This is a genomic window from Bordetella genomosp. 7, from assembly GCF_002261265.1.
Taxonomy (GTDB): domain Bacteria; phylum Pseudomonadota; class Gammaproteobacteria; order Burkholderiales; family Burkholderiaceae_B; genus Bordetella_A.
This window is the reverse complement of record NZ_NEVK01000008.1, coordinates 562,000-585,285: the sequence shown is the minus strand read 5'-3', so window position 1 is coordinate 585,285 and position 23,286 is coordinate 562,000. Positions and strand designations below refer to the sequence as shown.

The 23,286-nt window shown below is 63.3% G+C and carries 19 protein-coding genes; 4 read left to right on the top strand and 15 right to left on the bottom strand.

All coding sequences use genetic code 11. The annotated features are described in order from the left end of the window. Positions 1–11 precede the first annotated feature (11 nt). Genes CAL19_RS18650 through dctP form a run of 4 tightly spaced genes read right to left on the bottom strand, consistent with a single transcriptional unit; the run spans position 12 to position 3,817 of the window. Positions 12–926 carry an SMP-30/gluconolactonase/LRE family protein gene (locus CAL19_RS18650; protein WP_026640558.1) on the bottom strand — a complete coding sequence of 305 codons (915 nt, stop codon included), beginning with the start codon at positions 924–926 and terminating at the stop codon, positions 12–14. Between the two features lie 5 nt (positions 927–931). Continuing rightward, positions 932–2,239 (bottom strand): TRAP transporter large permease, encoded by a 1,308-nt coding sequence (locus CAL19_RS18645; protein WP_094797628.1) that lies wholly within the window; start codon positions 2,237–2,239, stop codon positions 932–934. After that, complete coding sequence (locus CAL19_RS18640) at positions 2,236–2,802, bottom strand: TRAP transporter small permease (protein WP_170941565.1); 567 nt, start codon at positions 2,800–2,802, stop codon at positions 2,236–2,238. Before CAL19_RS18640 ends, CAL19_RS18645 begins: the two co-directional genes overlap by 4 nt. A gap of 13 nt (positions 2,803–2,815) precedes the next feature. Continuing rightward, entirely contained in the window at positions 2,816–3,817 is a 1,002-nt protein-coding gene (gene dctP, locus CAL19_RS18635) for a TRAP transporter substrate-binding protein DctP (protein ID WP_170941564.1), read from the bottom strand. Positions 3,818–4,069: 252 nt separating this feature from the next. Between dctP and CAL19_RS18630 the strand changes: the two genes are divergently transcribed. After that, positions 4,070–4,849: a DeoR/GlpR family DNA-binding transcription regulator gene (locus CAL19_RS18630; RefSeq protein WP_094797625.1), complete on the top strand. Its 780-nt coding sequence runs from the start codon at positions 4,070–4,072 to the stop codon at positions 4,847–4,849. Between the two features lie 66 nt (positions 4,850–4,915). Here CAL19_RS18630 and CAL19_RS18625 read toward each other — a convergent pair whose 3' ends face one another. The 10 genes from CAL19_RS18625 to CAL19_RS18580 form a co-directional block, all read right to left on the bottom strand. After that, positions 4,916–5,575, bottom strand: a complete 660-nt coding sequence (locus tag CAL19_RS18625; protein WP_026640553.1) for a response regulator — start codon at positions 5,573–5,575, stop codon at positions 4,916–4,918. 14 nt (positions 5,576–5,589) lie between these two features. Then, positions 5,590–7,521 (bottom strand): type IV pili methyl-accepting chemotaxis transducer N-terminal domain-containing protein, encoded by a 1,932-nt coding sequence (locus CAL19_RS18620; RefSeq protein ID WP_026640552.1) that lies wholly within the window; start codon positions 7,519–7,521, stop codon positions 5,590–5,592. 45 nt (positions 7,522–7,566) lie between these two features. Beyond that, positions 7,567–8,553 carry a GTP 3',8-cyclase MoaA gene (gene moaA, locus CAL19_RS18615; RefSeq protein WP_026640551.1) on the bottom strand — a complete coding sequence of 329 codons (987 nt, stop codon included), beginning with the start codon at positions 8,551–8,553 and terminating at the stop codon, positions 7,567–7,569. A gap of 9 nt (positions 8,554–8,562) precedes the next feature. After that, positions 8,563–9,330 carry a peptidylprolyl isomerase gene (locus CAL19_RS18610; protein ID WP_094797624.1) on the bottom strand — a complete coding sequence of 256 codons (768 nt, stop codon included), beginning with the start codon at positions 9,328–9,330 and terminating at the stop codon, positions 8,563–8,565. Between the two features lie 21 nt (positions 9,331–9,351). Beyond that, complete coding sequence (narI, locus tag CAL19_RS18605; protein WP_026640549.1) at positions 9,352–10,035, bottom strand: respiratory nitrate reductase subunit gamma; 684 nt, start codon at positions 10,033–10,035, stop codon at positions 9,352–9,354. A gap of 15 nt (positions 10,036–10,050) precedes the next feature. Then, positions 10,051–10,698, bottom strand: coding sequence for a nitrate reductase molybdenum cofactor assembly chaperone (gene narJ, locus CAL19_RS18600; protein ID WP_094797623.1), 648 nt, complete (start codon positions 10,696–10,698; stop codon positions 10,051–10,053). Between the two features lie 10 nt (positions 10,699–10,708). Further along, a complete protein-coding gene (gene narH / locus CAL19_RS18595; protein WP_094797622.1) occupies positions 10,709–12,274 on the bottom strand; it encodes a nitrate reductase subunit beta in 1,566 nt (521 codons plus the stop codon). After that, positions 12,271–16,014: a nitrate reductase subunit alpha gene (locus tag CAL19_RS18590; protein WP_094797621.1), complete on the bottom strand. Its 3,744-nt coding sequence runs from the start codon at positions 16,012–16,014 to the stop codon at positions 12,271–12,273. Before CAL19_RS18590 ends, narH begins: the two co-directional genes overlap by 4 nt. Positions 16,015–16,165: 151 nt before the next feature. Further along, complete coding sequence (locus CAL19_RS18585; RefSeq protein ID WP_094797620.1) at positions 16,166–17,551, bottom strand: NarK family nitrate/nitrite MFS transporter; 1,386 nt, start codon at positions 17,549–17,551, stop codon at positions 16,166–16,168. A gap of 59 nt (positions 17,552–17,610) precedes the next feature. Beyond that, a complete protein-coding gene (locus tag CAL19_RS18580; RefSeq protein ID WP_094797619.1) occupies positions 17,611–18,861 on the bottom strand; it encodes an MFS transporter in 1,251 nt (416 codons plus the stop codon). 167 nt (positions 18,862–19,028) lie between these two features. On the opposite strand from CAL19_RS18580, the gene CAL19_RS18575 reads away from it, so the two are divergent. Next, positions 19,029–19,577 (top strand): DUF924 family protein, encoded by a 549-nt coding sequence (locus tag CAL19_RS18575; protein WP_094797618.1) that lies wholly within the window; start codon positions 19,029–19,031, stop codon positions 19,575–19,577. Between the two features lie 12 nt (positions 19,578–19,589). On the opposite strand, the gene ada is transcribed toward CAL19_RS18575, so the two are convergent. After that, positions 19,590–20,684, bottom strand: a complete 1,095-nt coding sequence (gene ada, locus CAL19_RS18570; RefSeq protein WP_094797617.1) for a bifunctional DNA-binding transcriptional regulator/O6-methylguanine-DNA methyltransferase Ada — start codon at positions 20,682–20,684, stop codon at positions 19,590–19,592. A gap of 427 nt (positions 20,685–21,111) precedes the next feature. Here ada and CAL19_RS18565 point away from each other — a divergent pair, with 427 nt between their 5' ends. Both CAL19_RS18565 and CAL19_RS18560 read left to right on the top strand, forming a co-directional pair. Further along, the gene (locus tag CAL19_RS18565) at positions 21,112–21,789 is read left to right on the top strand and encodes a response regulator (RefSeq protein ID WP_026640541.1); all 678 of its coding nucleotides are present in this window, start codon (positions 21,112–21,114) and stop codon (positions 21,787–21,789) included. 85 nt (positions 21,790–21,874) lie between these two features. After that, entirely contained in the window at positions 21,875–23,251 is a 1,377-nt protein-coding gene (locus CAL19_RS18560; RefSeq protein WP_170941572.1) for a sensor histidine kinase, read from the top strand. Positions 23,252–23,286 lie beyond the last annotated feature (35 nt).

Genomic DNA, 23,286 nt, shown 5'->3' with positions numbered 1-23,286 from the left:
TACCCACCACGCTACACCCCCGAATACAACCCCAGGCCCGCCACGGCCACGTCCGCCTGCAGGATCTGGCCGCTTTCGGACTCTGTGATGTATAGGGTCTTTCCGTGCGGGCCGCCGTATGCGACGTTGGTCGTGTGGTCGCCCACCGCGGACTGCACTTTGCCCACCGGCACGCCGCGCCGGTCGAACAGCCACACCACTCCCAGGCCAATATGGGCCACGGCCAGGCCTCCCTGGCTATCCACGGCCAACCCGTCGGGCCCACCGCCGCCCGATAACTGGATGTAGTTCGCCACCTTGGCAATCGTGCCGTCCGGCATCAGCGGCACGCGCCATACGGCATTGGCGCGGGTCACCGCCACATACAGCACCGTACCGCTGGGATCCAGCGCGATCCCGTTCGGGCTGGGAATGTTGTCCAGCAGGCAGTCCACGCGGCCATCGACCCGTACACGAAACACTCGTCCCGTGGGGTCATGCAGGCCCGTTAGCCCCTGGTCGGTAAAGAACAGGTCGCCGTTGGGCGCGAACACCAGGTCGTTGACGGCCTTCAGACGTTCCAGCCGTACCCGCGTGACGAACGGTTGTATGTCACCCGTGCGCGGGTCGTACACCAAGATGCCGTGCGCGTAGTCGGCGATGAACAGACGCCCGTCCTGATGAATGGCAACGCCGTTGGGCTCGCCGTCATATTCCAGCGCAAGCGAGAACTCGCCGTCGGGCGACACCTTGAATATGCGTCCGTACGGAATATCTACGCACCACAGCGTGCCGTCGCGGTCGAAGGCCGGGCCTTCCAACAATGAATGCTCGGGCAGATTGCCCGGCTGGCCACAGTGCCATTCAGTATCCTTGCCCCGCTTGCGCAAGGTATCGGGCAGGCGCGCGAATACGCGGGTGGGAATAACCGGCGGTGCATCGAACAACACGCTTACGCTCCTTTCATCATCGACGGCAGCCACAGGGCGACGCCGGGGAAGGCATACAGCAAGAAGGCGAACGCCACAATGATCAGCGCAAATGGCATGGAGGCGCGTGCCACGGCACCCAGTCGAGTATCACTGGCGATTGATTGCACCGCAAACAGGTTCAGGCCCATGGGCGGCGTCAGCGCGCCCAGTTCGATGAACACGACAATGATGATGCCTGTCCAGACGCCGTCAAAACCCATGGCCATGAACGACGAATACAGAATGGGTACTGTCAGCAGCATGATCGACAACCCGTCGATGAACATGCCCACCACCAGATACACCACCAGCAACACCAGGAAGAACGCAAATGGCGTCAGCCCCAGGTCGACCATGCCGTTGGCAAGCCCCTGGCCGACGCCCGAGGTCACGATGGCGAAATTGAGAATCTGCGCGTTGATGGTGATGAACATCACCACGCCGCTGGTGATCGCCGCATTGACCAGTGCGTGCATCAGGCGGGCGCGCGTCAGCACCCGGTAGGCCGCCGCCAGGACCAGGGCAAACAGACATCCCAACGCTGCGGCTTCTGTCGGCGTCACGACTCCGAAATACATGCTGCCGATCACAGCGGCAATCAAGCCTACCACCGGCAAGACATCCCGCGCCGCCTGCGCCACCTGTTGGGAAGTGGGGCGCTCGACATCGCGAGGCGCCAGTGCCGGGTCCAGGGCAACGCGCAAGGCCACGTACGCCATGAAGATGGCCGCCATCAGCAAACCCGGAATCACACCCGCCATGAACAGGTCCAGCAGTGATACCTGCGTCATGGACGCATAGACAATCATTGGAATCGACGGTGGAATCAGTATGCCCAGGCAGCCGCCGCCCGTTAGCGTGCCCAGCGTCAGGCTGTCCGCATAGCCCCGCTTGCGCATTTCTGGAATAGCCACCGAGCCCACGGTCATGGCAGTAGCCACGGAAGAACCCGCGATGGCCGAGAAGATCGCGCAACCGATAATGTTGGTCTGGGCCAGGCCACCGGGCAGCCAGCGCAGCAGCACCGCCACGCCGGAATAAAAACGTCCGGCGATGCCGCTGCGCAGGATGACTTCGCCCATCAACACGAACAGCGGTATCGAGACCAGCGTGAAGTTATTGGTGGTGTTCCAAACGATGTCGCCGAGCGACAACCAGAGGTCAGTGCCGGCCACCAAGGTGATGCCGACGATGCCCACCAGCCCGATACTGATGCCTATGCCTACGCCCCCAACCAGGGTGGCCAGCAACATCACGCCATAGATGCCCAGCGTCGCTTGCCAGCTCATTCGTGCACCGCCTTTGGCGGATCGGCGGCAATCACCATCGGCTGGGGCACGGGCCCGAGTCCGCACGCGGCGCGCCACTGCGCAAACGCGGTGTGCAGGAACGCCAGGGCCAGCAACCCGAACCCCACGGGCATGATCACCTGGGGCAGATACAGCGGCGTTTCGGAATACTGCATGGACGTGGTTTCAAACAGGACGCTACTGTAAAAGGTGTCCCACGTCGCCTCCAGCAGAATCAGTGAAAGCACTGCGCCGGCCAACGCAGCCAGCCCATCGACAGCGGCGCGCACTCGCACGGGAAGCGCGTTGCGCAGCGCATCCACGCGCAGGAATCGGTCCGACCGTTGGGCATACAGAAAGCCGCCCATCGTGGCCCAGGTGAACAGATAGCCGCTGTACTCTTCCGATATCTGTATCGATGTCTTGAAGAACAGGCGCGCGGCGATCTCCACACACATCAGGACCATCATCAAGAGCAGCATGCAGGCCGATGCGGTCAGCGCGCCCGACCCCAGGCGGTCCAGCGCACGGCCGAGCCTGTCGGGCGGCGCAACGGCCTTCATTGGGGCGCGTGGATCAGCGGCAGGCATCGATGGCGCCGGCCAGCATCTTGGCGGCCAGATCGCCGTTCTTGGCCGCCCACGCTTCGCCGATCGGGCGCGTGGCAGCCCGCAGCTTTTCCATATCGGCCGAGCTGACATCCTGCAGCGTCATGCCCTTTTCCTGCAGCTGGCGACGCGCATCGCGATCTGCTTCTATCATGGCGGCACGGTACTTCGGCGCCCACTCCACGGCCTTGTCGGCCAGCAGTTTCTGCAGGTCATCGGGCAAGCCCTGCAACGCCTTCTGGTTCACCACCATGGCCTGGTGAGCGAGCGTCAGGTTGAGCATATAGCCCATTTTCGTCACTTCGTTGAACTTCCAGTCCAACGCCGGCACGGCCGCCGTGAAGGCGCCATCGACCACCTTGCGTTGCAAAGAAGGGATCACTTCGGCGGGCGTCACCGTCACACCGGCGCCCCCCAGCGCCGCCATCATGTCGACCTGCTCGCGGTTCCAGGCGCGCACCTTCAGGCCCTTGAGCCCTTCGATGTCATCAATAGGCTTGACCAGCCATAATTGTTGCGGCGGCATCACCCATTGCATAATGGATTGCGTCTTGAACTTCCCGCCCAGCACGTCGTTGATGTCCTTCTCCATGGCTGGCGCAGCCTTGTCGTAGAACTTGTCTATCGATGTGCACGAGAATGGCATAGACAAGGCATTGAGCTGCGGCACATCGCCTGCCACGAAGCCGAACGCAACGTCTCCGATTTGCACTTGGTTGCGCGCCACCGCGCGCAATACGTCTGACGCCTTGTAAGGCAATTCACCGGACGCATATACCTGGATGTTCAAGCGGCCCTGGCTGGCCTTCGTCACGTCCTCGGCGAACGCTTTGTGCAACAGCGTAGGCTTATCGTTGGCGGCAAAGTAGGTGAAGAACTTCCAGTCGGCCTGCGGCGCAGCAATGGCCGGCAGGCAAGACACCATCAGGGTGGCGGCGCATAGCACAAACGCCTTGGCTTGCGTTTTCATGATTGTCTCCTTGTGGGGCTGGCTGCTGGCTCGCCGCCCTGCACATTTTTTGACCATCGTCGCACGCGAGGTTTTGTCATGTCAACGAAATTCTGCGCGTTTCGATCAAAACTATCGTCAACCGGCTTTTGTTATACGAAATATTGATTGAAACAATCATGTTCCAGGCAAAATGCCCGCATAGTTGCGCATAGAACGCAACCGCAGCGACTGCATCCGACCTTCCATATACCCATGCCGGCGAGGCCTCCAATGTCGTCCAGCAAAACCCGCGAGCGCCAGCAGCGCATCACTCAATTGGTGCACGAAGGCATCAACGACGTCGAGGAACTCAGCCACAACCTGCGGGTATCGATTTCGACCATCCGGCGCGACCTCGCCCATCTGGCCGCGCAAGGGCGGCTACTGCGCACGTATGGCGGCGCCGCATACGTTTCCCACGACCGCCGCGAGCACACGCTGAACGAACGCATGTTCATCCAGCGCCCACAAAAAGAGGCCATCGCTGCGCTGGCGCTACGGCAGATCAAGGACGGAGACACGCTGCTGCTGGATGCTGGTACGACCACCGCGGCGCTGGCACGCATGCTACGCGGCCGTGACCGACTGCATGTCGTCACCAACAATATCGAAGCGCTGACTATCCTTGCACGCGACGACTGTATACGCGTCACCATGCTGGGCGGCGAGGTGCGCAAGCTCAGCATGGGTACAGTGGGGCCGCTGGCCGACCTCGCGCTGGGGCGCATCACCGCCGACAAGGTTTTCCTGGGCGCCGATGGCATCGTGGCCGGACGCGGCCTGTGCGAAGCCAGTGCCGACCAGGCCTACTTGAAAGAGCAGATGATGGACCGTGCCGAAGCCGTTTATGTGCTGGCCGATTCGCAAAAGCTGGGCTTTGCCGGCCAGCAGGCCTGGACGCCCATGCGCGGCGTCTGGACGCTGATCACCGACGCTGACGCCAGCCCTGCGCAACTGGCGCCATTCCAGGCGCTGGAGAACGTGCGGGTACTGGTCGCCCCACTTGCCTGAAGGCGATAAGGCAGTGGATATTCGCGGCTCCCACGTGCTGGCGCCGGCGAACTGGCAGGGCCCGAATCAATCCGACACCAACCCATGCTCGACCGCATACACGGCCACCTGTACGCGGCTCGTCAGGTTGAGCTTCTTCAGGATGTTCTGCACGTGTATCTTCACCGTGCTCTCGGCAATATCAAGCTGCCGCGCAATTACCTTGTTGCTGGCGCCGTGCGCCAGGCATTGCACGATTTCCCGTTCGCGCGCCGTCAGGCGCGTGCGTTCGCCGCCCGCGGCCGCGCCGTTGCTCTGCGCGGCCTGCTCGCGAAAACGGTCGACCAGCTTGGCTGTCATGTTGTCGGCTATCACCGGCTCGCCCGACGCCGCGCGGCGTATCGCCGTCGTCAGGGCCTCGGCATCGATATTCTTCACCAGATAGCCTCGCGCGCCGTCGCGCAGCGCCTGGCTGAGTTCGTCGGCTTCTTCTGATACGGTCAGGATGACCACATTGCTGCGCGGCACGTCCTGCACCAGCAACTGCAGCGTTTCCAGGCCCGACAGCCCCGGCATGTTCAGGTCCAGCAGGATCACGTCGGGTTGGAATTCCTTGGCGCGCTTGACGCCTTCCAGCCCGTCTGCCGCTTCGGCCACGACTTCGAAATCGGGTTGGCGCTGCAACAGCAGCCGCACGCCGGATCGGAACAGGCTGTGGTCGTCGATAAGCAGGATGCGGATAGCCATGGTAGCGAGCGTCTTCAGGCGGCGCGGCGCTTGTCGCGCGGCAGTACCAGCCGCACCGTGGCGCCGGCGCCGGGCCGGGATGACAGTTTTATCACAGCGTTAAGGCGAGCCGCTCGCTCGCGCATGATATGCAGCCCGATATGGCTGTCGACCCGCTGCCCGACTTCGTCCGGATCGTATCCGACGCCGTCGTCGGCAATCTCCAGTTCGAAGTCCTGGTTATTGCGCAGCCACACCCGTACACGGTTCGCCTCTGCGTGCTTGCGCACGTTCGACAGGGCTTCCTGCAGGATGAACAGCACCTGCAGCTGCTGGTCGGGCGCAAGCGGTCGGTCGGTGTCATAACGCATGTCCAGGTCGACCTCTATGCCCGTCTGGCGCTGGAACCGCAAAATCGCCTCTTCGATGGCATCGGGCAGCGCACCCTGGTCGAGCTTGGTGCGGAAGTTCACCAGCAGCTCGCGTACGTCCTGGTAGCTTTCTTCGACGCCCGTGCGCAACAGCGGCACGATATCGCGAACGTCGTCCTGGTCGCCTCGCGCCAGCGCATCGTCCAGCAGTTGCAGCTGCAGCTTCAAAAAGTTCAGGCCCTGGGCGATGCTGTCGTGCAGGCCCTGCGCCACCAGGTTGCGCTCGCGTTCCACTGCCAACTGGCGCGCATGGGCTTCCAGGCGGCGGTTTTCCAGCGCAACGCCCAGGTGCTGCCCCAGGGTTTCGAGCAGTTGGGTTTCCGCTGGCGTGATGTCGCGCTGCGTCTTGAAGTGCAGCGAGTAGGAACCCAGCACCTCGTCACGCGCAACGATGCGGAACACGGCCAGGCTGCGAAAGCCCTCGTTGGAGCAATGAAAGGCCTCGATGGGGGCCAGCTTGCGCATGTCGCGCACGATCTGCGTGCCGTCCTGCGTCGCGATGCCGCAATAGCAATGGTCGGCCCGCATGCAGCGTTCGGCTTCGGCCAGTTCGGGCGACAGCCCTTCAGACACCATCATGTTCAGGCGTTCGTCGGAAGGATCCAGCGTGCGAATGGTGCCGCCCGCAGCGCCGAACTGGCTCATTGCCCGCTGCAAGAACCCGCGGCAGATGGCTTCGATGCTGTTGGGCTGGTTCAGGAACGCCGTCATGTCGTACAGCGCGCCAATGTCGCGGTTCTGGGCCTCGAGCTCGGCCGTCTTGTGGCGCACCCGGTTTTCCAGGTCGCGATACAGGTTCTCGAGTTTGTCGGCCATCAAGTTGAAGCCGCGCGCCAGCACGCCGAACTCGTCGCGCGATTCCACGGGCAGGCGGGCGCTGAACTCGCCGGCGGTCATGCGCCGCAGGCCATCTCGCAGGCGCATGACGGGTGAAATGATCCACAGATACAGCAGATAGATCATGGCCACCGTGCCCACGCTGCCTATGCCTGCCAGCACGCCCTGCGAGAGCCTCAGCAACGTGGTCTTGCCGGCGTTGTCGTGTTCGATCATGCGCACGAGGTGGTCTGCCTGGGCCACGAATTCGGGCAGGGCGCGCAGATAGTCGGCCAGCTCGCCGCCGTCACGCGCGCGCAGCGCCGCGGGCTTCATGACGTCGTGCCACTGCCGCGCCACGACGGCCAGCTGGTCGGCAATGGCGGGGTCGTCGGGCAGGAACAGCGGGCGTGCCGGGTTGCCGCGCTCGAGCAGCGCAAGTGTGTCATCCTGGGCGCGCAGGAATTCATCGGCCTGCGCCCGCCCTGGGTCGGGCCGCATCAGCTCGACGGCCACGCGATTGGCGGCCATGCGCAGGCTGCCGGTGTCATTGATCGCCGCGCCCGCGCCTTCAAGCCCCCACGACAGCCAGAGCGTCCACGCGACCATGCTCAGCACCACGGCCAGGGCCACGAGCGAACTGGCGATGATGCGGGTGGGTAGCCTATCGCGCAGAGTAGGCAGGTCGTCCGGGCCGACGGGAGGATCTGAAGAAGGCATGTTGCGGGTGCCAGCGAACGGGCTTGGGCAGGATAGTGTCTATTATCACCCCCCCGTCTGGGACATGAACCGCACGATGCGCTCGGGGTGACGCGTGAAGTCGTGGCGTTCGGGCTTGGCGGCGATCGCGCCGACGATGGCGTGCGCCAATTGCGCGTCGCTGGCCCCCTGGCGCAGCAACGCACCCAACGGCACGCTGGCGTGTTCGCCCAGGCAGGGATACAAGGTGCCGTCGGCGCCCAGGCGCACCCGGTTACACGCGTCGCAGAAGTGCTGGGACATGGGCGTGATCACCCCCAGCGCAGGCGACCCGGCGTCGCCCCAGTACCGTGCCGGGCCGGCGCCGCGGCCCGCCAGCACGGGCAGCAGCCCGTGACGGTCGGCCAGCCGCGGGCCCAGCGCGCTCAGATCGACTCCCATCGTGCGCCGGCCCGTGCTGCCCACGGGCATCGGCTCTATCAGACGCAGGATATACCCATGGGCACGGCTATAGGCCAGCAGTCTGTCCAGATCGTTTTCGGGGGTTCCTGCCTGCACCACCGCGTTGAGCTTGATGGGCGCAAAGCCGGCAGATCGCGCGGCGTGCAGGCCACGCAGAACATCGTCCAGGCAATCACGTCCGGTAATGCGCGCGTAGGCTGCCGCATCCAGTGTGTCCAGGCTGACATTCAGGCGCTTGACGCCCGCCGCGCGCAGGTCGGCGGCATGTCGCGCCAACCGCGTGCCGTTCGTGGACAACGACAGGTCTTGCACGCCGGGCAACGCCGCCAGGGCGCCCGCCAAGGTAGCAAGGCCGCCGCGCGTCAATGGCTCGCCACCCGTCAGGCGCAGCTTGCGCACCCCCATTGCGGTGAACAGGCCCACCAGCCGCGTCATTTCATCGTGGGTCAGCCAATGGGCGGGCGCGTCGAAATCCTTGAAATGCGCAGGCAGGCAGTAGGTGCAACGCAGGTCGCAGCGATCCGTTACCGAGATGCGCAGGTAGTCGATCCGCCGGCCATGGCCGTCCACCAGCGCCGCATTGCCAGGCATGCCAGGCTCCTATTGCACCAGAAGGCCGTCTGCGCCTTCGAGCTCGATGCCTTCGATGCGTGCCCGGCCCACCAGCATGCGCGCATATTGCCGCCACGCGGTGTCCCGGGCGGCCGCGGCGAGCGCCTGGGCGATGCCTGCCGCCACCTGCTCGTACGGCAACAGGCGCCCCGCCACGCGACGCCCGATGCGCACAATATGCAAGCCATGGCGCGTTTGCACCAGCCGGGGTACCACGCTGCCCGCGGGCGGGCCGAATATCGCACGTTCGAACTCGGGTACGGTATCGCCGCGCCCCAGCTGCCCCAGGCTGCCTCCCAGCGCGCCGGACGGGCAATTCGACCAGGTGCGCGCCAGCTCGGCAAAGCAGGACGGATCCGCCAGCACGGTTGCCAACACAGATTCGGCCTGCTCACGCAGGCGATGCAGATCGACGTGGGGCGTCACCTGGAACAGGATGTGATCGGCCTCCACCAGTTCGCCCACGGTAAAGCGTTCGGGATGCGCGTCGTAGTGGCGCCGGCAGGCCGCTGCGTCCGGCGTGGGAACGCTTGCCTGTGATTCAAGCAACGCGCCGATTACCGCCTCATCGTGGTCATCGCCGTAGCTGCACGCCGGGGCGGAAAGCCCCAGGCGTTGCGCCTCGTCCAGCATCAGCCTGCGCAGCACCAGCGCCGTGATGGCGCGGCGTTGAGGATTGCCGGCATCGCCGTGGCGGGGCAGTTCATGCATGAGCTCGGCATCTGTCAGCTCTACACCGTTGACAACTATGGGCATGATCGTTTCGTGTGCCGTGGTTCAGCGCGTCCGCACCAGCTGCCAGGCGCGGCCCAGGTAGCCCAGCGATGCAAAGCCGCTCCAGACATGCACCAGCCGGGTAAACGGAAAGATGACGAACAGCGTCAGCCCCATGAACAAGTGTGCCTTGAAGAGCAGCGGGGCATCGGCGATATGGCTGGCCGCGTCACCCTGGAAGGTCACGATGTGCTGGGCCCAGGTCATGAACTGCACCATCATGTGGCCATCCATGTGGTCGGCGGACACGGCAATGGTGGAAAGCCCGAGCAGCAGGGTAACCAGCAGCCACAACAACAGCAGCTTGTCGCCGGGGCGCGATGCGCGGGCGATGCGAGGGTGCGCCAGCCGACGGTGCAGCAGGATGACCAGGCCCGCCAGGCAGGTGACACCCATGACCCCGCCCGCCACCATGGCGACTCCCTGCTTCACGCTGTGTGACACGCCCAGCGCGTCCCACACCACGACCGGGGTAAGCAGGCCTGCCAGGTGGCCGAAAAACAGACCCAGGATGCCCACGTGGAAAAGAATATTTCCCAGGCGCAGCTGGCCGCGATACAGCAGCTGCGAACTGTCGCTTTTCCAGGTGTACTGTTCGCGCTCGAAGCGCGCCAGGCTGCCCAGCAGAAAGATGCCGAGTGCAATGTAGGGATAGATGCCGAATAGAAACTGATGCACGGTGTTCATCGAAGTCGTCCCGTCTTAATGTTGAGCGCCACGCGAGCGGGGATGGAAATGCACGACATGCGTACCCGCGGCGGCCATCGGCAACAGGGGTTCTACGCCGTCAGGACCCACGCCGTAGACTTCGAGCGCGTCGTCCATGTCGCGCACGGGGGGGTCGGTCTGCTCGCGCGGCACCACGTCGGTCATGCCGCGCAGCACCGCGAACACGGTCGAGTACGGGCTGCCGTCGCGCGCCAGACGCGCACCGATGGCGGCCAGCACATGGATGGCGTCATCAAGCAGGGCCCCTGCCTGCGCCGGCTCGATCACACCCAGGAACTCCAGGAACAGCGGCACGTGATCCGGCAGTTCGGCAGCGCCGGGCTCCAGGCCGTGCCGGCGGTATTCCTGCAGCAGGTCCACCATTGCCTGGCCGCGATCGCGGCTTTCCCCGTGCACGTGCTCGAACAGGTGCAGCGAACACGCGGGCTGGCGATCAAAGGTGGCCACGTAGTTCTCTTGCAGCTCGATCAGGCTATGGGTCTTGAGATAGTCGGTCAGCGCAGACAACTGGTCTTGCGCCTCGGGATGCGCGTCGAGCGCATCGTCGATCTCGAGCAAAGCGTCGATGAGCGGCTGCTCGGGGTACATCAGCAAAGCAGAAAGAATGCGATAAAGGCTCATGATGGGTTCCTCATGCGGCGGCGGCTTTCTTGCGAGACTTGGGCATTTCAATGAAGATCTCGCTGCCGCGCGCCTTCTTGCCAAACAGCGCGCCATCGGACACGCCGCCAGAGCATCCATTGCCGAACGTGAAGCCGCAGCTGCCCTTTTCGTTGAAGCTGTCTTCCACCATTTCTTTGTGGCTGGACGGCACCACGAAGCGGTCTTCGTAGTTGGCAATAGCCATGATGCGATACATGTCGCGCACCGTTTCCGCATCCAGGCCCACGTCGCGCAAGATGGCGTCGTCAGGCTCGCCGTGCACCGTTTCGGCGCGCATGTAGGCGCGCATGGCCAGCAGGCGCTCCAGCGCCCGCTGCACCGGCGTTTCGTCGCCGGCCGTCAGCAGGTTGGCCAGGTAGCGCATGGGAATGCGCAGGCTGGACACATCGGGAATCACACCCGAACGCCCCACCGTCTTGTGCGGCATATGGCCCGCTTCAGCAGCCGATTGAATCGGCGAAAGCGGCGGTATGTACCACACCATGGGCAACGTGCGGTATTCGGGGTGCAAGGGAAATGCCACCTTCCATTCGCATGCCATTTTGTACACGGGCGACTGCCGCGCGGCCTGCAGCCACGAGTCGGGTATGCCCTGGCGCCGCGCCTCGGCGATGACGTCCGGCGAATGCGGATCCAGAAAGACATCGAGCTGCGCCTGGTATAGATCCTGTTCGCTTGGGCTGGCTGCGGCCGCCTCGATGCGGTCGGCGTCATACAGCAACACGCCCAGGTAGCGGATGCGCCCTACGCAGGTTTCCGAACACACCGTAGGCTGGCCCGCTTCGATGCGCGGGTAGCAGAACGTGCACTTCTCGGCTTTGCCGCTTTGCCAGTTGTAGTACACCTTTTTATAGGGGCAGCCCGAAATGCACATGCGCCAGCCGCGGCATTTGTCCTGGTCGACCAGCACGATGCCGTCGTCTTCGCGCTTGTATATCGAGCCCGACGGGCAACTGGCCACGCATGCCGGGTTCAGACAATGTTCACACAGGCGCGGCAGGTACATCATGAACGTGTTTTCGAAGGTGGCGTACATTTCTTTCTGCACACCTTCGAACAGCGCGTCGCGGCTGCGCGAACTGAACTCGCCGCCCAGGTCGTCTTCCCAGTTGGGGCCCCATTCGATCTTGTCCATCTTGCGCCCCGTAAGCACGGAAATGGGGCGCGCGGTGGGCGGCGTCTGGGAAAGCGGCGCGTTCTGCAGCCGCTCGTAGTCGTAAGTGAAAGGCTCGTAGTAATCGTCAATGGCGGGCAGGTTCGGGTTGGCGAACAGGTTGGCCAGGATCTTCACCTTGCCGCCCTGGCGCGGTTCGAGCTTGCCGGCTGCGGTTCGGGTCCAGCCGCCGTTCCAGCGCGACTGGTTTTCCCATTCTTTGGGGTAACCGATGCCGGGCTTGGTTTCCACGTTGTTGAACCAGGCGTACTCGACGCCATCGCGGCTCGTCCAGACGTTCTTGCAGGTGATGGAGCAGGTGTGGCAGCCGATGCACTTGTCCAGGTTCAGCACCATCCCAACTTGGGCACGGATTTTCATTTTGCGCTTCCTTCCTCGAGCTGCTGTTGCGCCAGCGGGCCTTCCATCCAATCCACCTTTTTCATCTTGCGCACGACAACGTATTCGTCGCGATTGCTGCCCACCGTGCCGTAGTAGTTAAAGCCGTAAGCCTGCTGCGCGTACCCGCCTATCATGTGGGTGGGCTTGAGCACGGTGCGCGTCACCGAGTTGTGTATGCCGCCGCGCATGCCGCTGGTCTCGGCGCCGGGCACGTTCACGATCTTTTCCTGCGCGTGGTACATCAGGCACATGCCCACCGGCACGCGTTGGCTGACCACGACCCGCGCGGTCAGTGTGCCGTTGACGTTGAATACCTCTACCCAATCGTTGTCGACCAGCCCGGCCTGCCTGGCCTCGGCTTCCGACACCCACACATGCGGGCCGCCGCGACTGAGCGTCAGCATGCGCAAGTTGTCGGAATAGGTGCTGTGGATGCCCCATTTCTGGTGTGGCGTGATCCAGTTCAGCACCAGCTCGTGCTCGCCGTTGGGGTAGCGGCCCAGCATGGGTTCGATTGTGCGCGTGTCGATGGGCGGCTTGTAGGCGCACAGCCCTTCGCCGAAATCCAGCATCCAGCGGTGGTCTTGGTAGAACTGCTGGCGCCCGGTCAGCGTGCGCCATGGAATCAGCTCGTGCACGTTGGTATAGCCGGCGTTGTAGCTGACTTCTTCGCTTTCGAGGCCCGACCATGTGGGCGCAGAGATGATCTTGCGCGGCTGCGCCTGGATATCGCGAAAGCGAATCTTGTCGTGTTCGCGGCCCGCCGCAAGATGGGTGTGATCGCGCCCGGTTATCCTGCCCAGCGCTTCCCAGGCCTTCACCGACACATGGCCGTTGGTTTCGGGCGCGAAGGTCAGGATCATTTCGGCTGCGTCGATGGCCGTTTCCAGGCGGGGCCGCCCGTGGCTTACGCCGGGCTGCTCGACGCAACGGTTCAGTTCGCCGAGTTCGCGTACCTCGTGTTCAGTGTTCCAGTTGATGCCCTTGCCGCCATTGCCGAGTTTGTCGAGCAGGGGGCCTACCGACGTGAACTTGCGATAGATGTCGTTGTAGTCACGCTCCACAACCGTCATGGTGGGCGCCGTCTTGCCGGGGATCAGGTCGCACTCGCCAAGTTTCCAGTCTTTCGGCTCAAACGCCTGGCCCAGCTCTCCCGGAGTGTCGTGCAGCAGCGGCGTCAGCACCAGGTCTTTGCGCTTGCCCAGGTACGGGCCGCCTATATCGCTGAACTTGCGCGCCAGCAGCTTGTAGATTTCCCAGTCGGTCTTGCTTTCCCACAGGGGCTGCACCGCTTCGGACAATGGGTGGATGAACGGGTGCATGTCCGACGTGTTGAGGTCGTCTTTTTCGTACCAGGTGGCCGTGGGCAGCACGATGTCGCCATACAGGCAGGTGGTGCTCATGCGGAAGTCGAGCACCGTGAGCAGGTCGAGCTTGCCTTCGGCAGCTTCTTCGCGATAGCGCACCTGCGCGGGCTTGATGGCATCGGCCTCGTCGCCGAACATGGCGTTCTGCGTGCCCAGCAGATACTTCAGGAAGTATTCGTGTCCCTTGCCGCTGGACCCAAGAATGTTCGAGCGCCACACGAACATGTTGCGCGGGAAATTGGCGGGGTTGTCGGGATCGTCGCAACTGAGGTTGAGTTCGCCGTTCTTGAGCCGCCGCGCAGCGTACGCGACGGCGTCTTCGCCAGCCGCTTCGGCCTGCGCCACCACGTCCAGCGGATTGGTTTCGAGTTGCGGCGCGGACGGCAGCCAGCCCATGCGTTCGGACTTGGCATTGAGGTCGATGAGGCTCAGATTGCTGTAGCGCTTCGCATCGGCGGTGGGCCCCAGGATATCGCTGACGGGCAGCTTCTCGTGCCGCCATTGGCTCGTGTGCGCATAGAAGAAAGATGTGCCGTTCATGTGGCGCGGCGGGCGCGACCAGTCTGCGGCAAAGGCCAGCGGCGCCCATCCGAACTGCGGGCGAAGCTTTTCCTGGCCCACGTAATGCGCCCAGCCGCCGCCGCTCTTGCCCACGCAGCCGCACATCATCAGCAGGTTGATGATGCCGCGGTAAGTCATGTCCATGTGGTACCAGTGGTTCAGCGCCGCGCCGACGATGACCATGGACTTGCCTTGGGTATCGTGCGCGTTCTGCGCGAACTCGCGCGCCACCTGTATGACCAGGTGGCGCGGCACGGTCGTGTGCTTTTCCTGCCAGGCCGGCGTGTAGGGAACGTCGTCGTCGTACGATGCCGCAACGTTGTCGCCGCCCAGGCCGCGGTCTACGCCATAGCTGGCCATCTGCAAGTCATACACCGTGGCCACGCATGCGCGGCTGCCGTCGGCGAGCGTCACATGGCGCACGGGAACGTTGCGTTGCAGTACGCTGCCGTGCTCGCCGCCAAAGTACGGGAACCCGACGCTGGCCACTGCATCGTGGTTGTCGAGCAGGCTGAGCACGGGGTCGATGGCGCGGCCGCTTCCGCCGTCGTTCTGTTCCAGGTTCCAGCGTCCCGTCCTGGCGCCGCCGTCGACGGCGGCCTCGCCCCACCGGAAGCCGATGCTGCCGTTGGGCGCACACAGATCGCCGGTAAGGCCGTCGTACACCAGCGTCTTCCAGTCGGGGTTGTTGTTCTGCCCCAGCGCATCGGCCAGTTGCGAAGCGCGCAGGAAATGGTCGGGCACCAGGTAACCGTCGCGCTCTTTCAACTGCACCAGCATCGGCATGTCGGTGTAGCGCTTGGCGTAATCGCGGAAGTAATCCGATTTGCCGCCATGGTGGAATTCGTTCAGCACAACGTGGCCCATGGCCAGCGCCAGGGCCGCATCGGTACCCTGCCTGGGCGCCAGCCAGATGTCGCCGAACTTCACCATTTCGCCGAAATCGCTGGACACGGCCACCGTCTTGGTGCCCTTGTAGCGGACTTCGGTGTAGAAATGCGCGTCCGGGGTGCGGGTTTGCGGAACGTTGGAGCCCCATACCAGCAGGTAGGTTGAGTTGTACCAGTCGGCCGACTCGGGCACATCGGTCTGTTCGCCCCATACCTGCGGGCTGGCGGGCGGCAGGTCACAATACCAGTCGTAGAAACTCAGGCAGGCGCCGCCCAGCAGGCTCAGATACCGCGCCCCGGCGGCATAGCTCACCATGGACATGGCGGGGATCGGCGAAAAACCGACCACGCGGTCGGGGCCGAATTTTTTGATGGTGTACGCGTTGGCCGCGGCGATCATCTCGGTGGCCGTGTCCCAGTCGGCACGTACGAAGCCGCCCAGTCCGCGCACCGATTTGTATTGCCTGGCCTTTACCGGGTCCTGGCTGATGGATTCCCACGCGGCGATGGGATCCATGGTCTTGCGCGCCTCGCGCCACATCTGCATCAGGCGGCCGCGAATCATCGGATACTTGATGCGCTGCGCCGAATATACATACCAGCTGTATGACGCCCCGCGCGGACAGCCGCGCGGCTCATGGTTGGGCAGGTCGGGCCGGGTGCGGGGGTAGTCGGTCTGCTGGGTTTCCCAGGTGATCAGGCCGTTCTTGACATACACCTTCCACGAGCACGATCCCGTGCAGTTCACACCGTGGGTAGACCGCACGATCTTGTCATGCTGCCACCGGTTGCGATAGGCGTTTTCCCAGGTGCGGTCTTCGTTGACGACTTCACCGTGCCCATTGGAAAAGGTGGACTTGACCCTTGACAGGAACTTCAGCCGGTCCAGGAAATGACTCATTCTGTTCTCCGTGTACGCCGGAGGTCCGGCGTGATCTTGCTTGACACTTTATTGAGCGCGCACTGGCGTGACCATTCATCGCTAGTAGTGGGCGGGCACGCCATGCGTACTAGGCCTTGCTAGCCCGATATGACTAGGCACAGGCCATGCCTCAGCACGGCACCGGCGCATTGAGCCGTGCGTAGTACCACCAAGTGATGCCCACGCACGTGACGTAAAAGGCCATGAAGCAGTACAGCGCCCCCGCAACGCCCCCGGTCAGTTCAATGGATGTGCCGAAGCTGCGCGGGATGAAGAAACCGCCGTACGCGCCTATGGCCCCCGAAAAACCCAGTACTGCCGCCGACTCTTTGCCCGCATCGATCAGCGCCTGCTTCTGCGCAGCGGCGCCGCGCCCCTGCGCCGCGGCCGTGCGTTCGTGAAGAAAGATCACGGGAATCATGCGGAAGGTCGAACCGTTACCCAGGCCCGTCAGGGCAAACAGCACAATGAACATCGCCAGGAAGCCGGTGAAGTTGCCGGGGCCGGCCGGACCGGGCACATACATCAGCACACCCAGCACGGCGAGGATCATGGCGGCGAACACGAGCAGGGTGACGCGCGCTCCGCCGACCTTGTCGGATATCCAGCCGCCCAGCGGACGGGTCAGCGATCCGACCAGCGGCCCCAGGAAGGCATATGTCATTGGATCGATGTCGGGAAACAATGCTTTGGTCAGCATCGCAAAGCCGGCCGAAAACCCGATGAACGACCCGAAGGTGCCCACATACAGCCAGCACATCAGCCAGTTGTGCTTGCGCGTGAAGATCACCGCCTGGTCGGCGAACGAGGCCTTGGCGTCGGCAATGTCGTTCATGCCGAACCACGCCGCCAGCGACGAGGCCAGGATGATGGGGACCCAGATAAAGCCCGCATTCTGCAGCCAGATCTGGTGCTCGGCGCCATCTACCACGAAGCGTTGCGAGTCGCCGCCCAACGTGCCGAGCACGCCCATGGAAATGATCACCGGCACAACGAACTGCACCAGCGACACGCCCAGATTGCCGATTCCCGCGTTCATGCCGGTGGCGAAGCCCTTCTTTTCCTTGGGAAAGAAGAAACTGATGTTGGCCATGCTGGAACTGAAGTTTCCGCCCCCCAGGCCGCACAACAGGGCCAGTGCCAGCAGGGTGGGGTAAGAGGTGGTGGAGTCCTGCAGCGCGAAGCCCATGCCCAGCGCGGGAATCAGCAAGGTGGCGGTCGAAATGGCGGTCCAGCGGCGGCCGCCGAACACCGGCACCAGGAAGGAATAAAAGATTCGCAAGGTCGCGCCCGACAGCGCGGGAAGGGCGGTGAGCCAGAACATCTGGTTCTTCGAGAGTTCGAATCCGGCCTTGTCGAGATTGACGACCACCACGCTCCACAACATCCAGATGCTGAATGCCAGGGCAAGGGCGGGGATGGAAATCCACAGATTGCGGTTCGCGATGCGGGCGCCGGTGTTGCGCCAGAATTTCTGGTCTTCCGGTTCCCAGCGGTTCAGTACATAGCTGGACATGATGTTCTCGCGTTCAGATGTGCCGGACGCGGCAGGCGCCCGGCTGGGATGACTGGGGCTCAGGCGGCCCGCAGGCGTTCGACAGGGGTGGGACGAAAGCTGTAGTGCATCCAGATGAGCGACACGCATACCGTGCCGTACATGAGCATGAAGGCGCTGGACCGGACGCCGGTCAGGTCCAGCAATGCGCCGAAGAGTATGGGTAGGACGAAGCCGCCCAACCCGCCGGCCAGGCCCACCACGCCCGAGACGGCGCCGATGTTCTGGCCGAACTCATCAGAGATGAACTTGAAGACCGAGGCCTTGCCGATGGCCATGGCAATGCCCACGACAAACATCAGGATCGTGAACAGAGTGGGGCCGATCGCCAGCGAGAACTCGCGCGGCCCGGCGTCGGTCTGTACGATGAAATGCGTTTGCGGGTAACTGAGCAGAAAGAACGCCACCCAGCACACCCACATTACCCACCAGGTGGTGCGGTAAGCGCCGTACTTATCGGAGATCCAGCCGCCTACGGCGCGCAACACGCCGCCCGGCAAAGAGAAGCACGCGGCCAGCAACGCTGCCAGCCGCATATCGAAGCCATATTCGCTGACGTAGTACTTGGTCATCCACAGGGCCAGCGCCACGTAGCCGCCAAACACGACCGAGTAGTACTGGCAATAGCGCCATACACGCGGGTCGCGCAGCATGGCCAGCTGTGCCCGCAGGTTTGTTCCCTGTTGCACCTTGTGGGCCGGGTTGGTGGCAGAACTTGCCCAGAACAGGATTGCCGTGGCCAACAGCGCTATTGCATAGACTTTGGGCACGATGACCCACGCCCCGCCCGCGGCGGCTATCAACGCGGGCGCGGCGAACTTGGTCAAGGCAGACCCGGAATTTCCGGCCCCGAAGATGCCCATCGCCAAACCCTGGCGATGGCGCGGAAACCATCGGGCCACGTAGGGCGTGCCCACCGAGAACGAGCCGCCCGCCAGCCCCACGAACAGCCCCAGCGCCAGGAAATGCCAGTATTGGGTCGCGTACGCCAACAGCCATACGGCAGGCACGGCCGCCAGCATCAGCAGGAAGAAGACGATGCGTCCGCCATACCGGTCCGTCCAGATGCCAAGCGGCACCCGAACCAGCGAGCCGCTGAGCACAGGCATGGCGGCCAGCAGCCCGAACTCGGTTTCCGACAAACCCAGCTGGGTCTTGATCGGAATGCCCAGCACGGCAAATATCATCCATACCGCAAAGCAGATTGTGAAGGCGAACGTACTGGAGATCAGCACACGGGTTGCGGCGCCCGTTGAAGCGGGGTGTTCCATAGCGGGTTGCTCAGGTCGATGAACTTCTGTGGCCATGCACCCAAGATACGGATGCGTACGACCCCTGAACATTCGTCGGCCGACCTGCTGCCGCACGGCAAAGTGACTAGTTCTTTTTCTACCCCTTGGGTAAGCTGGCCGTCCTGGCAACGACGACACTACCCACCGTGGCTGATACTTCTCAACAACGTGCTCAGGTCGTGGACTTCTGGCGCAACGCCGGCCCGCAGCGCTGGTTCACCAAAGACCCGGCGTTCGACCAGGCATTCAGCGCCCGCTTTCTCGACCTGCACATGGCCGCGGCAAGACGGCAACTGGACGCGTGGCAAGACACGGCATACGGAACTCTGGCGCTGCTGATCCTGCTTGATCAGTTCCCGCGCAATGCGTTTCGGGGCACAGGCCACATGTATGCCACCGACCCGCTGGCCCGGTATTACGCGCGCAACATGCTCAAGTCGGGCCAGGACGCCGAAATTGAAGCGTCCATGCGCGTCTTTTGTTATTTGCCGTTTTCGCATTCCGAGAACATGCAAGACCAGCGCCTGGCTGTAGAAAAGAACACACCGCTGGGCTCGCTCGCGCTGTTTCACGCCGAAGAACATCTGGAAATCATCAAACAGTTCGGACGTTTCCCGCACCGTAATCGCGAGTTGGGGCGCGACACCACTCCTGAAGAGCAGGCGTTTCTGGACGGCGGCGGGTTTGCGGGCTGAGCGGCGCGCCGCTCAGGCGGCGCCTGCGTCCGCCACGGTCGGTTCGGCTTCGCGCTTGAGTAGTTCGCGCTTGCGTTCCACGCCCCACCGGTATCCCGATATGTCGCCGTCACGCCTGACCACGCGATGGCACGGAATGGCTACCGCCAGCAGATTCGCGCCGCAGGCCTGGGCCACCGCGCGAACCGCCCTGGGAGCGCCTATGCGTTGCGCAATGTCGGCGTAGCTGACGGTGGCGCCAGCCGGCACCTGCCTCAGTGCTTCCCACACCCGTTGCTGGAACGCCGTGCCGCGCACGTCCAACGGCAGATTGAGCCCCAGCCCGGGAGCTTCCACGAATCCCACCACTTCGGCCACCAGGCGTTCGAAGGACGGGTCGCCGCCATGCAGGCGGGCATTGGGAAAGCGGTCCTGCAGATTTCGCACGAGCGCATCCGGATCGTCGCCCAGGGTAATGGCGCATATGCCGCGCTGACTGCATGCCACCAAGATGGCACCTAGGGAACATTCACCCACGGCAAACCGGATATCCGTATTGCAGCCGCCCCCCCGGTAGTCGCTGGGGCGCATTCCCAGCATGCCCGCGCTGGCCTCGTAGAATCGGCTGTTGGAATTGAATCCGGCATCGTAGATGGCCTGCGTTACCGTGTTGGCGCCCGACAATTCATCGCGCAGCCGCCGTGCGCGATGCGCAGTGGCGTACGCCTTGGGGGTAAGCCCTGTTTCGGCTTTGAAGATGCGATGGAAATGGAATGCACTCAGGCCAGCCTGGGCGGCCAGCATGGACAGATCCACGGCATGCTCGGCAGTCTCGATCCGCCGACAGGCCTGTGCTACCAGGGCCGCGTGCCGGGCGGCGACGCTGCTGCGGTCGGCAGCGGTGCGCCGGGTCGCCCGAAAACCTGCCGCCTCGGCTTGTTCGGGTGTATCGAAAAAGCACACGTTCTCACGGCGCGGCAGGCGGGACGCACTGCTGGGCCGGCAGTACACGCCCGTGGTGCGCACCGCGTAAACAAAATACGGATCGGCAGCGGTATCGCGCGCGCACACAGCCGCCCATCTGGATTCTTCGGTCGTATAGTCAGTGTCCGGCGGCGGGGCATCCATGTTCGCATCACTTTCAAGTTCGCTTGACAACACGGTACTCCAGAATTTGACCGCAAGAATTCCGGTTCTTGCGGTTGAATTGCGGGGCATGTTGGTAAGTATTCACCCTGGGTGGAAATCATGCCCGCGTAAAATTTCGTGCCTGTGGATAACCTCTGGGAAGCCGTACTGTGTACAGTATGTGGACCCAGGATGAACAACCAAGGGTTCGGCAGGCACCCGAAAAAGTTGTTCAACTTGGTCCAAGTCGCTAAACAGAAGTCTTGCACAGTCAAAAATAGCCGTAAGCCGTTGAATTTTCTGGGCAATACGAAGTTAATGGAGTTATCCACAGGCCTTATTAATCATTAGTCTTTATATAAAGAAGAAAGAAGAGAAAAAACATCTATCCCGTCCCGCCACGGCCCTGGTGGCAAAATTTCACCCCATGCGTATCCTGTTGGTAGAAGATGAAGCCGAACTGGCCAGGTGGCTGTCACGCAGCCTGGCGCGCCACGCCGGCTTCGTGGTCGAATGGGCCGATGACGGGCTGTTGGCCGAACGCCGGCTTGCGATCGAAGAATTCGACGCGGTGATTCTCGACCTGGGGTTGCCGGGCATGGACGGCCATACCCTGTTGTCCAAGATCCGCGCCCGCGATGACCGCACTCCGGTGCTGGTGCTGACCGCTCGCGACTCATTGGTCGAACGCGTAGGCACGCTGCATGAAGGCGCGGACGATTTCCTGCCCAAGCCTTTTGTGCTTGAAGAACTCGAAGCACGGCTTACCGCCCTGATCCGGCGCAGCCGCGGACGCGAGCACCCCCGGTTGGCATTGGGTGACCTCGTGCTGGATACGTCGGCGCAGCGTTTTACCGTGCGTGGCCAGGCCTTGCAGTTGTCGCCACGCGAGCATGCCGTGCTCAGGGTGCTGATCCAGCGCAGCGGCGAACCGATGAACAAGCAGCAAATTCTTGACCGCATCCAGACCGACGATTCCGATATCAACCTGGAGGCGGTCGAAGTTCTGGTACACCGGCTGCGCAAGAAACTGGCCGATACTGGTGTGCAGATCGTTACCCTGCGCGGCATGGGGTACTGCCTGGAGGCCACCGTTGAAGGCTAGGCTCGGCCGTGGGTGGCGGCCGGCGCGCCCCCGCACGCTGAAGTCGCTGCTGTTGTGGTGGCTGGTGCCGGCGCTGGTCTGCATTATGTTGGCAGCCCTGTGGTTGTCCAATAACCAGCTGCGCCAACAAGTAGATCTTGCGTACGATCGTTCGCTTGCGGGAGCCTTGCGCTCCATCGACCACAACATATCCACAGCCAGCGGTGGGCTGGCCATGGAGCAGCCCTACCTGATGCTCGAGTTCTTCGAACTCACGGCCAATGGCAATGTGTACTACCGGGTGGCGACGGAAGACGGGCTGGCCGAAATCGGCAACCCGGACCTGCCGATGCCCGACAAACCGTTGATATCGGGACAGCCCCAGTTCTTTTACGCGGAATACCAGGGGGTGCCGTTGCGCGTGGCGGCCCTGGCCCGGCCCATGGATCCGCCCCTGTACAACAATCTGGGCGGGCGGGTCATTGTGCAGGTGGCCGAAACGCTTGAGTCACGCCAGGACTTCCTGCAAAGGGCGCTGCTGCGCGCGCTGGAGCGCGATATCGTCGTTATCGGCATAGTGGTGCTGGTGGTGGTGTGGAGCGTTCTCATGGCCGTGCGGCCGCTGGAACGGCTGCGCCAGGACGTCGAGAGCCGGTCGGCAGACGATTTAAGCCCCGTAGAGGCTCCGGACATCCCGGGTGAGGTCAGCCCCCTGGTCGATGCCGTAAACCTCCACATGGGCCGTTTTGCGGCCCAGGCGAGGCTGCAGCGGCAGTTCCTGGATGACGCGTCGCACCAGTTGCGCACGCCCTTGTCGGTTTTGCGTACCCAGACAGCCTACGCATTGCGGGAATCCGACCCGCACGAGGTCCGGTCGGTGTTGCTGGCCATGCAGGAAGGCCTGGACCGCGCCGTACGCACCACCAACCAGATGCTGGCGCTCGCGCGCGCCAAGGATGCATCGCTGGCAGAGGGCGGCCTGGCGTCCGAAAAAGTTGACCTGACCGCTGTCGCCCAAAGCGTGATCCGCGCCCTGCTGCCCGCGGCGCGGGCCCGCCAGCTGGACTTGGGCCTGGAGGCGTCGAGCCTGCCGGTGTGTATCCAGGGCGTTGACTGGCTGTTGCGCGAGGCCTTGAGCAATCTGGTGGACAACGCCATCCGGTACACCGCGCCGGCAAGCCAGGTGACGGTTCGCGTCTATGCCGACGAACGTTATGCACGGGTCACCGTCGAAGACTGCGGCCCCGGGATGTCCGAGGACGACATCCGTCGCGCCAGTGTGCGTTTCAGGCGCGGCGCGGCGGGCAAGAACAAGCCCGGCGCCGGCCTGGGACTGGCCATTGTCCGCACGATCGTCGACATACATGGCGGAAAAATGGTGCTGGAAAACCTTGCCGCTCATGGGGGGTTGCGGGCGGCATTGGTGTTTACCCTTGATTCCTTTCCCGATGCTGCGGTGCGACACGAAATAGCCGGTTTCTGAAAGCTTCCGGAAAGCCTCGATTGGGTACGGTTCTG